9 protein-coding genes are annotated in these 11,845 nt (G+C 59.6%); 6 read left to right on the forward strand and 3 right to left on the reverse strand.

Annotated elements, in window-relative coordinates; genetic code table 11:
* Window positions 1-251: 251 nt before the first annotated feature.
* From AC3ZVB_RS26335 to AC3ZVB_RS26360, 6 genes are all read left to right on the forward strand, one after another.
* Window positions 252-1,607 (forward strand): imelysin family protein, encoded by a 1,356-nt coding sequence (locus AC3ZVB_RS26335; RefSeq protein ID WP_194692609.1) that lies wholly within the window; start codon window positions 252-254, stop codon window positions 1,605-1,607.
* Between the two features lie 289 nt (window positions 1,608-1,896).
* Window positions 1,897-3,324, forward strand: coding sequence for a di-heme oxidoreductase family protein (locus AC3ZVB_RS26340; RefSeq protein WP_490148180.1), 1,428 nt, complete (start codon window positions 1,897-1,899; stop codon window positions 3,322-3,324).
* 27 nt (window positions 3,325-3,351) lie between these two features.
* Window positions 3,352-4,416 (forward strand): imelysin family protein, encoded by a 1,065-nt coding sequence (locus tag AC3ZVB_RS26345; RefSeq protein WP_490148181.1) that lies wholly within the window; start codon window positions 3,352-3,354, stop codon window positions 4,414-4,416.
* Window positions 4,417-4,430: 14 nt separating this feature from the next.
* Window positions 4,431-5,528 carry a DUF1513 domain-containing protein gene (locus tag AC3ZVB_RS26350; protein ID WP_490148182.1) on the forward strand — a complete coding sequence of 366 codons (1,098 nt, stop codon included), beginning with the start codon at window positions 4,431-4,433 and terminating at the stop codon, window positions 5,526-5,528.
* Window positions 5,529-5,757: 229 nt separating this feature from the next.
* Complete coding sequence (locus AC3ZVB_RS26355) at window positions 5,758-6,906, forward strand: efflux RND transporter periplasmic adaptor subunit (RefSeq protein ID WP_490148183.1); 1,149 nt, start codon at window positions 5,758-5,760, stop codon at window positions 6,904-6,906.
* A gap of 13 nt (window positions 6,907-6,919) precedes the next feature.
* Window positions 6,920-9,958 (forward strand): multidrug efflux RND transporter permease subunit, encoded by a 3,039-nt coding sequence (locus tag AC3ZVB_RS26360; protein WP_162439436.1) that lies wholly within the window; start codon window positions 6,920-6,922, stop codon window positions 9,956-9,958.
* A 204-nt stretch (window positions 9,959-10,162) separates the two neighbouring features.
* Here AC3ZVB_RS26360 and AC3ZVB_RS26365 read toward each other — a convergent pair whose 3' ends face one another.
* Genes AC3ZVB_RS26365 through AC3ZVB_RS26375 form a run of 3 tightly spaced genes read right to left on the reverse strand, consistent with a single transcriptional unit; the run spans window position 10,163 to window position 11,779 of the window.
* Window positions 10,163-10,390: a hypothetical protein gene (locus tag AC3ZVB_RS26365; protein ID WP_194692615.1), complete on the reverse strand. Its 228-nt coding sequence runs from the start codon at window positions 10,388-10,390 to the stop codon at window positions 10,163-10,165.
* A gap of 2 nt (window positions 10,391-10,392) precedes the next feature.
* Window positions 10,393-11,106 (reverse strand): lipopolysaccharide kinase InaA family protein, encoded by a 714-nt coding sequence (locus tag AC3ZVB_RS26370; RefSeq protein WP_490148184.1) that lies wholly within the window; start codon window positions 11,104-11,106, stop codon window positions 10,393-10,395.
* Between the two features lie 4 nt (window positions 11,107-11,110).
* Window positions 11,111-11,779, reverse strand: coding sequence for a class I SAM-dependent methyltransferase (locus tag AC3ZVB_RS26375; RefSeq protein ID WP_162439433.1), 669 nt, complete (start codon window positions 11,777-11,779; stop codon window positions 11,111-11,113).
* Between the last annotated feature and the right edge of the window lie 66 nt (window positions 11,780-11,845).

Here is an 11,845-nt window from a genome sequence, read left to right on the forward strand (position 1 = left end):
CGGCTGCGCAGCAGTCGCTCAACCTGACACCGAAGTTTGCCCGGATCAACGAGGCACCCGATTTCACGACGGCTTCGCCGCCGAACGCAGGCTGCGGCAGCTGCTACAGGTTTTGTATCGCCTGACCTGTCTGTGAATAAGAAATATTTCCACCTACAACCCTTTACACATAATGCGAAAGATTTGCATTATGTCGCAGTTTTGCGCGCTGACAGCGCCATTCCACCCCCTCTCGAAGCAGGATGTTCGCCATGATTCGTATGCCTCTGGCTACCGCCAGTCTGTTGGCCATCGCTATTTCCCTCGCCGGTTGTGGCGAAGGCAAAGACAAGAACGCCGCGGCACCAGCGCCGACTCCAGCCGCCAGCACCACCGCTCCAGCCGCCCCGGCTGCTGCACCTGCCGCTGCCGGTAAAGTCGACGAAGCCGCCGCCAAAGCCGTTGTCGCCCATTACGCCGACATGGTTTTCGCCGTTTACAGCGATGCCGAATCTACTGCGAAAACCCTGCAAACCGCCGTCGACGCCTTCCTCGCCAAACCGAACGCCGACACCCTGAAAGCCGCCAAGGCTGCCTGGGTCGCCGCTCGCGTTCCGTACCTGCAGAGCGAAGTCTTCCGCTTCGGCAACACCATCATCGACGATTGGGAGGGTCAGGTGAATGCCTGGCCACTGGACGAAGGCCTGATCGACTACGTCGACAAATCCTACGAACACGCACTGGGTAACCCGGGCGCGACGGCCAACATCATCGCCAACACCGAAGTTCAGGTCGGCGAAGACAAGATCGACGTGAAGGACATCACCCCGGAAAAACTCGCCAGCCTGAACGAGCTGGGCGGTTCCGAGGCCAACGTTGCTACCGGCTACCACGCGATCGAATTCCTGCTGTGGGGCCAGGACCTGAACGGCACCGGCCCTGGCGCGGGCAATCGTCCAGCGTCCGACTACCTGGAAGGCGCCGGCGCTACTGGCGGCCACAACGACCGTCGTCGTGCCTACCTGAAGTCCGTGACCCAACTGCTGGTCAGCGACCTGGAAGAAATGGTCGGCAACTGGAAGCCGAACGTGGCCGACAACTACCGCGCCACGCTGGAAGCCGAACCGGGTGAATCCGGCCTGCGCAAAATGCTGTTCGGCATGGGCAGCCTGTCCCTGGGCGAACTGGCGGGCGAGCGCATGAAGGTTTCCCTGGAAGCCAACTCCCCGGAAGACGAACACGACTGCTTCAGCGACAACACGCACAATTCCCAGTTCTACGATGCCAAAGGCATTCGTAACGTATACCTGGGCGAATACACCCGCACGGACGGCACCAAAATGACTGGCGCAAGCCTGTCGTCCCTGGTGGCCAAAGCCGACCCGGCCGCCGACACCGCGTTGAAAGCCGACCTGGCCGCGACCGAAGCGAAAATGCAGGTCATCGTTGATCACGCCAACAAAGGTGAGCACTACGACCAACTGATCGCTGCCGGCAACACCGCTGGCAACCAGATCGTCCGCGACGCCATCGCTTCGCTGGTCAAGCAGACCGGTTCGATCGAAGCCGCCGCTGGCAAACTGGGCATCGGCGACCTGAACCCGGACAACGCTGATCACGAGTTCTGATCAACGCTGACTGAACAGAAAGGCGACCTCCGGGTCGCCTTTTTCTTGCCTGATTTTTGCGTGACGCTGATGGCCCCATCGCTGGCAAGCCAGCTCCCACAGATTCGTCGGCGCTCGCAAAACCGGGCACACCACAATCCCTGTGGGAGCTGGCTTGCCAGCGATGGCGGCGCCTCGGTCTCACATGAAAACCATGCCCCACATCAACCAAACGATAATTCCTCTTATTCAATCTCCCGTGCCCTGTTAGACTTTGCGCCCTTGTTTTGCTCGTCTTGCAGGATGTCTGATGCCCCCGCTGCTTCTTCGCTTGTCCGCACTGTTTCTGGCCTTGGGCCTGAGTGCCTGCGATGACGCCCCGCGTTTTACCAAGGCCGAACCCGGTGAAGCCCGGTCCGGTGGCAGCACGACCGTGCGCAAGACCGATCAGAATTCCTTTTCCCTGCCGTCCGCCAATCTGCCGCCCTCCCGGCGGGTGGATTTCAGCGTCGGCAACAGCTTCTTCCGCAATCCCTGGGTGATCGCCCCCTCGACCACCACCGCGCGGGATGGCCTCGGCCCGTTGTTCAACACCAACGCCTGCCAGAACTGTCACATCAAGGACGGCCGCGGTCATCCGCCTGCGCCCGGCGCGTCGAATGCCGTTTCAATGCTTGTACGGCTGTCGATTCCCGATGCACCGGCGTTTGCCAACGTCATCGAGCAACTGGGGGTGGTTCCCGAGCCCGTCTATGGCGGGCAGTTCCAGGACATGTCAGTGCCCGGCGTGGTCCCGGAAGGCAAGGTGCGTGTCGACTACACGCCGGTGCCGATTCGCTTCAAGGACGGCACCGAAATCGAGTTGCAAAAGCCGACCCTGCAGATCACTCAGCTCGGCTATGGCCCGATGCACCCCGACACGCGTTTTTCCGCACGCGTTGCCCCGCCGATGATTGGCCTGGGACTGCTGGAAGCCATTCCCGAATCGGCAATCCTGGCCAATGCCGAGGCTCAGGCGAAAGACAACAAAGGCGTCAGCGGACGTCCAAACCAGGTCTGGGATGACGCCCAACAGAAAACCGTCCTTGGCCGATTTGGCTGGAAAGCCGGCCAACCGAACCTCAATCAACAAAATGTTCACGCGTTTTCTGGTGACATGGGCCTCACCACGAGTCTGAGGCCGATTGATGACTGCACCGACACGCAAACCGCTTGCGAGCAGGCCCCTAACGGCAACGGTCCCGATGGCGAGCCGGAAGTCAGCGACAATATTTTGCGCCTGGTGCTGTTCTACAGCCGCAACCTGGCCGTACCAGCGCGCCGCGATGTCGGCGCGCCCGAAGTGCTGGCCGGCAAGACCCTGTTTTTCCAGGCCGGCTGCCAGTCCTGTCACACGCCCAAATACACCACTGCCGCCAATGCCGCGGAACCTGAGCTGGCCAATCAAGTGATTCGCCCGTACAGCGATCTGCTGCTGCATGACATGGGCGAAGGTCTGGCCGATAACCGTACCGAATTCCAGGCCAGTGGCCGCGAATGGCGTACGCCACCATTGTGGGGCATGGGCCTGACGCAGGCGGTCAGTGGACACACCCGGTTTTTGCATGACGGCCGCGCCCGTAATGCGCTCGAAGCCGTGCTCTGGCATGGCGGCGAGGCGACAGCGGCGCAGCAACAGGTTTTGTCTTTCAATGCCGAGCAGCGCGCCGCGTTGCTGGCATTTTTGAATTCCCTTTAATACGCGTTCAATCAGCGGGAGCCCTACATGTTCCGTCCCAAATTGCTATTTACCAGCCTTGCCGCACTCGCCTTGGGCGCGTGTTCGCCACAGGATCCGCAAGCGGTCACGTCGGCGGCCATCGCCAAATCCGTGATCCTGCCGACCTACACCCGCTGGGTTGAAGCCGACCGCCAACTGGCCGTCAGTGCGCTCGCCTATTGCGAAGGCAAGCAAGACCTCGACACCGCTCGCGCCGACTTCCTGCACGCGCAGAAAGCCTGGGCCGAACTGCAACCGCTGTTGATCGGTCCGCTGGCCGAGGGCAACCGGGCGTGGCAAGTGCAGTTCTGGCCAGACAAGAAAAACCTCGTCGGCCGTCAGGTCGAGCAACTGGTCACCGCGCAACCGCAGATCGACGCCGCTGCCCTGGCCAAGTCGAGTGTTGTGGTTCAAGGGCTTTCGGCCTACGAATACATCCTGTTCGACAGCAAGCCCGACGTCGCCAGCGACGCGCAAAAAGCCAAGTACTGCCCATTGCTCAAAGCGATCGGCGAGCACCAGAAACTGTTGGCCGAAGACATTCTGAAAAGCTGGAACAACACCGACGGCATGCTCGCGCAGATGAGCAAGTTCCCGAACCAGCGCTACGCCGATTCTCACGAAGCCATCGCCGATTTGCTGCGCGTGCAGGTGACCGCCCTCGACTCCCTGAAGAAAAAACTCGGCACCCCGATGGGCCGTCAGAGCAAAGGCGTGCCGCAACCGTTCCAGGCTGATGCATGGCGCAGCCAATCGTCGCTGACAGGCCTCGAAGCCAGCCTCGCCGCCGCCAAATCCGTGTGGGAAGGTGTGGACAACAAAGGCCTGCGTGGCCTGTTGCCAAGTGATCAGAAGCCCTTGGCCGACAAGATCGACGCTGCCTACGCGACGTCCCTGAAACTGTTTGCCAGCAACCAGCGCTCGCTGACAGAAATGCTCAATGACGATGCCGGCCGCCAGCAACTCAACGATATCTACGACAGCCTCAACGTCGTCCACCGCCTGCACGAAGGCGAACTGGCCAAAGCGCTGGGCATTCAACTGGGCTTCAACGCCAACGACGGTGACTGATGAGGGCAAGTGCGATGCTGCGACGTCAGGCTCTGACTTTAGGTAGTTTGCTGCTGGGAGCAGTGACACTGGGCGGCTGGACGCTGTTCAAGCAAAAGGACAAGAGCCCGCTATTGCTGTCGGCGCGGGACGATACCGATGGCAAGCATTACGCCGTCGGTTATCGGCTGGACGGCACGCGGGTGTTCGCCACCCAGGTCGGCCAGCGTTGCCACGACATCATCAATCATCCGACGCTGCCCATTGCACTGTTTGTCGCTCGTCGTCCGGGCACCGAAAGCTACCTGATCAACTTGCGTGACGGCGCCTTGCTGCAAACCGTGACGTCGCTGCCGAATCGGCATTTCTACGGTCACGCAGTGATTCACAAGAGCGGCGACTGGTTGTACGCCACCGAGAACGACACGTCCGATCCGGGCCGTGGCTTGCTCGGCGTTTACGCATTCGAAGGTGAGCGCCTGGTTCACCGCGGCGAGATTTCCACTCACGGGATTGGTCCGCACCAGGTGTCATGGATGCCCGATGGCGAAACCCTGGTGGTGGCCAACGGCGGGATTCGCACCGAGGCCGAAAGCCGGGTCGAGATGAATCTCGAGGCCATGGAGCCGAGCCTGGTATTGATGCAACGCGACGGCACCCTGCTCAGCAAGGAAACCCTGGCCCAGCAGATGAACAGCGTGCGCCATCTGGGGATCGCCAGCGACGGCACCATCGTCGCCGGCCAGCAGTTCATGGGGGCTTCCCATGAATCTTCGGAGTTGCTGGCGATCAAGCGTCCCGGTCAACCGTTCGTGGCGTTCCCCGTGCCTGAGCACCAGCTCCAGGCGATGGGGCACTACACCGCGAGCGTTGCGGTGCACAGCGAATTGCGTCTGGTCGCATTGACGGCTCCAAGGGGCAATCGATTTTTCATCTGGGACCTGGACAGCGGCGAAGTGCGCCTGGATGCGCCACTTCCCGATTGCGCCGGGGTCGGGGCGGTGGCCGATGGTTTCGTCGTGACCTCGGGCCAGGGCCGTTGCCGCTACTACGATTGCCGTCAGGACGATCTGGTCGCAAAACCGTTGGAACTGCCTGCCGGGCTCTGGGATAACCATCTTCACCTGATGTAACTCACCCTGCCCTTTGTGGGAGCCGAGCTTGCTCGCGATAGCGGTCTATGACTGACCATTGATGCTGAATGGAAAGACGCCATCGCGAGCAAGCTCGGCTCCCACAGGTCTCCCACAGGTCTCCCCCGGGCCTTATGACTACCTGTAAAACCTGCCAGTTGGAAACACCCTCACACTCGGAGTAATGTGCGGCACTGTATGCCCTGATTTTCTCCAAGGAAGTGGAAATATGCTGCGTCGCCGCATGCTGATCATGTTGGGTGTTGTCCTGCTAGTTGTGCTGGTGCTGGCCGCTTACAAAGCCTTTTCCATCTATACGATGATTCAAGGCTTCACTGCGCCGAAACCGCCGATAAGCGTCGCCGTGGCCACCGCCACCGAACAACCCTGGCAAGCCCGTCTGCCCACTGTCGGCACGCTCAAGGCGCTGCAAGGCGTGGACCTGAGCCTGGAGACCGACGGTACTGTTATCGAGCTGCAGTTCGAGTCAGGGCAAAAGGTCAAGGCCGGCCAACCACTCCTGCGACTCGACAGCGCCGTGGAAAGTGCGTTGCTGGAAACGGCGCAGGCCGACCTCGGGCTGGCCCAGCTCGATTACGGACGCGGCAGCCAGCTGGTCGGCAGCCAGGCCATTTCCAAGGGTGAGTTCGACCGACTGTCGGCAGTGCAGAAAAAGAGCAAGGCCACGGTCAATCAACTCAAGGCTGCACTCGGCAAAAAAAGCATCGTCGCCCCCTTCAGCGGGACCATCGGTATTCGTCAGGTGGACATCGGTGACTATCTCGCCACTGGCACCATGATCGCCACCCTGCAAGACCTCAGCAGCCTCTATGTCGACTTCTTCGTGCCTGAGCAGTCGGTACCGAAGATCGCCGTCGGCCAACAGGTACAGATCATCGTCGCTGCCTACCCGACGCAAACTTTCCCCGGCCTGATCAGTGCGATCAACCCGAAAGTCGAGAACACCACCCGCAACGTTCAGGTTCGCGCCACCCTGGCCAACCCCGACGGCAAGTTGCTGCCGGGCATGTTCGCCAGCCTGCAAGTGCTGCTGCCTGACCCGCAGCTGCGAATCGTCATCCCTGAAAGCGCGATCACCTACACGCTCTACGGCAATTCGCTCTATGTGGTCGCACAGAAGAAAGGCGAAGACGGCACGCCGGAAAAAGACGACAAGGGCCAACCGGTCCTCATCGCCGAACGACGTTTCATCGAAACCGGTGAGCGCCGCGATGGACAGGTGATGATCACCAAAGGTGTGCGCAAAGGCGAAAAAGTGGTGACGGCCGGCCAGATCAAACTGGACAACGGCGCGCCCATTGCCATCAGCGACGACAAGACTTTAGCCGAGCAGAACAGCCCGCCACGCGCGGACTGATCAAGGAATCCCCATGGCTTTTACCGACCCGTTCATCCGCCGCCCGGTGCTCGCCACCGTGGTCAGCCTGTTGATTGTCCTGCTGGGTTTCCAGGCCTGGAGCAAGCTGCCGCTGCGCCAATACCCACAGATGGAAAACGCCCTGATCACGGTGACCACCGCCTACCCCGGGGCCAACGCCGAAACCATCCAGGGCTACATTACCCAACCGATGCAACAAAGCCTGGCGAGCGCCGAGGGTATCGACTACATGACGTCGGTCAGTCGCCAGAATTTCTCGGTGATCTCGATCCACGCACGTATCGACGCCAACACCGACCGTCTGTTCACCGAATTGCTGGCCAAAGCCAACGAGGTCAAGAACCAGCTGCCACAGGATGCTGAAGACCCGGTGCTGAGCAAGGAAGCCGCGGACGCTTCGGCGCTGATGTACATCAGCTTCTTCAGCAAGGAACTGAATAACCCACAGATCACCGACTACCTGTCGCGGGTGATCCAGCCAAAACTGGCCACATTGCCCGGCATGGCCGAAGCCGAGATTCTCGGCAACCAGGTCTTCGCCATGCGCCTGTGGCTGGACCCGGTCAAGCTGGCCGGTTTCGGCCTGACCGCAAGCGATGTGACCAACGCGGTGCGCCAGTACAACTTTCTCTCCGCCGCCGGCGAAGTGAAAGGCGAGTACGTGGTCACCAGTGTCAACGCCAACACCGAGCTCAAATCGGCTGAAGCCTTCGCTGCCATTCCATTGAAGATCGATGGCGACAGCCGGGTACTGCTCAGCGATGTGGCGCGGGTGGAAATGGGCGCGGAAAACTACGACACCATCAGTTCCTTCGGCGGCACCCCTTCGGTGTACATCGGAATCAAGGCGACACCGGGCGCCAACCCGCTGGACGTGATCAAGGAAGTGCGCAAGATCATGCCGGAACTGGAAGCCCAGCTGCCGCCGAACCTCAAAGGTGAAATCGCCTACGACGCGACTCTGTTCATTCAGGCGTCGATCGATGAAGTGGTGAAAACCCTGTTCGAAGCCGTACTGATCGTCATTGTGGTGGTGTTCCTGTTCCTCGGCGCCCTGCGGTCGGTGGTGATTCCGGTGGTGACCATCCCGCTGTCCATGATCGGCGTGATGTTCTTCATGCAAATGATGGGTTACTCGATCAACCTGCTGACCCTGCTGGCGATGGTGTTGGCCATCGGCCTGGTGGTGGATGACGCCATTGTGGTGGTCGAGAACATTCACCGGCACATCGAAGAAGGCAAGACGCCGATGGATGCCGCCATCGAAGGAGCCCGGGAGATCGCCATGCCGGTGATCTCGATGACCATCACCCTGGCGGCGGTCTACGCCCCCATCGGCTTCCTGACGGGGCTGACCGGTGCATTGTTCAAGGAGTTCGCCCTGACCCTGGCCGGCGCGGTGGTGATCTCGGGCATTGTGGCCCTGACCTTGTCGCCGATGATGTGCGCCTATCTGCTGCGCCATGACGAGAATCCCAGCGGACTTGCCCATCGACTGGACCGGATTTTCGAAGGCCTCAAACGCCGCTACCAACGCATGCTGCACGGCACGCTCAATACCCGGCCGGTGGTGCTGGTGTTCGCCGTCATCGTGTTATGCCTGATTCCGGTGTTGCTCAAATTCACCAAGTCGGAACTGGCCCCCGACGAGGATCAGGGCATCATTTTCATGTTGGCCAACGCACCGAAAACGACCAACCTTGACTATCTGAACGCCTACACCGACGAATTCATTACCATTTTCAAGGAGTTTCCCGAGTACTACTCTTCCTTTCAGATCAATGGATTCGATGGCGTGCAATCGGGAATTGGCGGCTTCCTGCTCAAGCCATGGGGTGATCGTAGCCGTACCCAGATGGAGATCCTGCCGGAGGTTCAGGGCAAGCTGGAGAAAATTTCCGGCCTGCAGGTGTTCGGTTTCAACCTGCCCTCGTTGCCAGGCACGAGCGAAGGACTGCCGTTTCAATTCGCCATCAACACCGCCAACGACTATGAGTTGTTGGCACAGGTGATGGAACGGGTAAAAAAACGCGCCGTAGAATCAGGCAAGTTCGCCTTCGTCGACGTCGACCTGGCCTTCGATAAACCTGAAGTGGTGGTGGATATCGATCGCGCCAAAGCGGCGCAGATGGGCGTGTCCATGCAGGACTTGGGCGGAACCCTGGCGACGTTGCTGGGCGAGGCCGAGATCAACCGTTTCACTATTGAAGGTCGCAGCTACAAAGTCATTGCCCAGGTTGAACGGCCCTTCCGGGACAACCCCGACTGGCTGAACAACTATTACGTGAAAAACACCAAGGGCGAATTACTGGCCTTGTCGACCTTGATCACCGTGACCGACCGGGCGCGACCGCGGCAGCTCAACCAGTTCCAGCAACTCAACACGGCCCGCCTGTCCGGCGTGCCTTTAGTGAGCATGGGCGAAGCGCTCGACACCGTCCGCCAGATCGCTCGGGAAGAAGCGCCGGTCGGGTTTGGAATCGACTATGCCGGCGCCTCGCGACAGTTTGTCCAGGAAGGCAGTGCGCTGTGGGTGACGTTTGCCTTGGCTTTGGCGATTATTTTCCTGGTGCTGGCGGCGCAGTTTGAAAGCTTCCGCGATCCGCTGGTGATCCTGGTGACGGTGCCGCTGTCGATTTGCGGGGCGTTGATTCCGCTGTTCCTGGGGTGGTCGAGCATGAACATCTATACCCAGGTCGGGCTGGTGACACTGATCGGGTTGATCAGTAAACACGGGATTCTGATCGTCGAGTTCGCCAACCAGCTGCGCAAGGACAAAGGGTTGACGGCGCGCGAGGCCGTGGAAGAAGCGGCGGCCATCCGTTTGCGGCCTGTCTTGATGACGACGGCGGCGATGGTGTTTGGCATGGTGCCATTGATCCTCGCGACCGGCGCGGGGGCTGTCAGTCGGTTCGACATTGGCACGGTCATCGCCACGGGGATGTCGATCGGGACGCTGTTTACTCTGTTTGTATTGCCGTGCGTGTATACGTTGCTGGCGAAACCTGACAAGCCAAAGGAACACGCATAACCCTGTGGGAACAGGTTGGTTCCTGTAGCCGCTGCCGAGGTACGAGGCTGCGTTTATGGTCCGCAGGACCGTCCTCAGGGGCCGCTTCGCAGCCCGACGCAGCCTCGTACCTCGGCAGCTGCTACAGGGTTCACCTGCCTCCACCCTCAAGCCCAAATAAAAGGCCTCGCATTTGCGAGGCCTTTTATTTGGGCTTCAATTTGTTCAACTCTGCGGCCTCATTCCCTGGGAAAGTCCGAACATGAACAGCAACAGGTCATGATCGGGTTGGGACGCTTCGGATGCTTTCGCGACCCGTGGCAGCGGACAGTGAGCGTCGCCGCTCACCGAACTGAGGACCTGCGTGCGGGGCTGCTCCCAAGCCGCCACCGCAATTGAAGCAACTGCCAAGGCTCCTACCAGAAACACACCTCGTGCAATTTCGAGTTTCATTGCTATAAACCCTTGATAGCGCTGCCAAACGCCGTCTCATAAAGGTAGACCAGTTTTTTCCAGTCCGTCGTGCTGAACGACGAGTGGCGGCGCAATTGCTTCATGTCATGGGCCGCGGCCTGGCGAGCCGTCAGACGCTGTCGACACTTCTCCAGATCGATCAATGCGACCTCTACTTTGGCCGCCTCGCCTTCACCCGTGACACGGACAAAAACATGCTTGATGTAAATACAACTGTGCTGCCAGCGACCCTTGTGCATCCGCGCCAGATTGTCTGCCAGATCTTTCAGCACACGGTCGTGTACCGCCTCACCTGAACGCTCGCGACCACCGCCGGCGTACCAATGTTCGATTTCCTCAAAGCCGTCCAGCGACTTCGTCACCAGCAAGGCGCGCCACTTGTGCACAGGATCGCGTTGAGCACCGCAGAAAACGACTTCAGGAACGCGTACGCCGATCTTGCGCAAACCGGTCAGCGCATCCAGTTCGCGCAAGACGGTCGGCCGTCCGAACGGGTGCAGCCAGCTGCGGTAGATATGCCCGGTCTGACGCTTGGCGTACAGCAGTTGACCATCGCTGCCCCGGACGCGCTGAACGCCGCTTTCACCACCGCGACGCAGGTTAGGTTCTTCTACCCATTCACCGCGCTGATTCCAGAAATAGTCGAACCGATCGCCGGACGCGACCTCCGTTTCTGGTGCACATTGCACTGCCATCCTGTTACCTCTTGCGTAATACGTAAACTCGCCACATGGCATAGAGCGGTAAAAAATCCAGTTGTTCCTGGATGCGGAAACCCGCTTGCTCAAATTCTTTCTCGACCGTAACAGCTGGTAACACAAACCTATTTTGGTAACCTTCTTGCCCACGCGTTCTTTCAGAACGCTTGCGTTTCCAGGCTTTAAAGTTGCCATCCACCCACAGTGAAATGATCACGCTGTCACGCGTGACGCGCTCGAATTCACGCAAAATGGCCAATCGATGCTCGGCTTCACCAATGTGGTGCAGCAAGCGCATACAGAAAATGCTGTCGACGGCGTTATCAGGTAAGGCGATGTCGAAAGCAGATGTGTGCAAGGGTTGTACCCTTTTCACCACATCGGCCGGTTGCGCGCTCATAGCGATCTTGAGCATTGACTCGGAGTTGTCGGCACCGATGATTGCCCGATTGGATTTTTCCGCCAGCAACGGCCAGAAACGTCCTGCGCCACAGGGTAAATCCAGGACTAGCCCCGGTTCTCCGACCAGGGAAAGCGCCTTTCGTGCCATTTGCTCGTCACGCCAGTGAGAAAGGCGACGGCCCAGGCCATCCTTGTGTTTGCGCAGATACCGTTGCGCATGTTGATCGTCATACTTCTCGGAAAAATCAAGTTTGATTGGCTCATCCATCATCAAATCTCCTAACTGCTGATGACGACTACCTTAGGTAGGGTCTTGTCAGTGTCAGGTCATTAC

It is taken from the genome of Pseudomonas sp. MDV22-iso1 (assembly GCF_058145095.1).

Excerpts from the sequence above, each read along its gene's own strand:
- AC3ZVB_RS26340 (WP_490148180.1), top strand. The coding sequence starts at position 1,897 with ATGCCCCCGCTGCTTCTTCGCTTGTCCGCACTGTTTCTGGCCTTGGGC.
- AC3ZVB_RS26345 (WP_490148181.1), top strand. The coding sequence starts at position 3,352 with ATGTTCCGTCCCAAATTGCTATTTACCAGCCTTGCCGCACTCGCCTTG.
- AC3ZVB_RS26350 (WP_490148182.1), top strand. The coding sequence starts at position 4,431 with ATGCTGCGACGTCAGGCTCTGACTTTAGGTAGTTTGCTGCTGGGAGCA.
- AC3ZVB_RS26370 (WP_490148184.1), bottom strand. The coding sequence starts at position 11,106 with ATGGCAGTGCAATGTGCACCAGAAACGGAGGTCGCGTCCGGCGATCGG.
- AC3ZVB_RS26335 (WP_194692609.1), top strand. The coding sequence starts at position 252 with ATGATTCGTATGCCTCTGGCTACCGCCAGTCTGTTGGCCATCGCTATT.
- AC3ZVB_RS26355 (WP_490148183.1), top strand. The coding sequence starts at position 5,758 with ATGCTGCGTCGCCGCATGCTGATCATGTTGGGTGTTGTCCTGCTAGTT.
- AC3ZVB_RS26365 (WP_194692615.1), bottom strand. The coding sequence starts at position 10,390 with ATGAAACTCGAAATTGCACGAGGTGTGTTTCTGGTAGGAGCCTTGGCA.
- AC3ZVB_RS26360 (WP_162439436.1), top strand. The coding sequence starts at position 6,920 with ATGGCTTTTACCGACCCGTTCATCCGCCGCCCGGTGCTCGCCACCGTG.
- AC3ZVB_RS26375 (WP_162439433.1), bottom strand. The coding sequence starts at position 11,779 with ATGGATGAGCCAATCAAACTTGATTTTTCCGAGAAGTATGACGATCAA.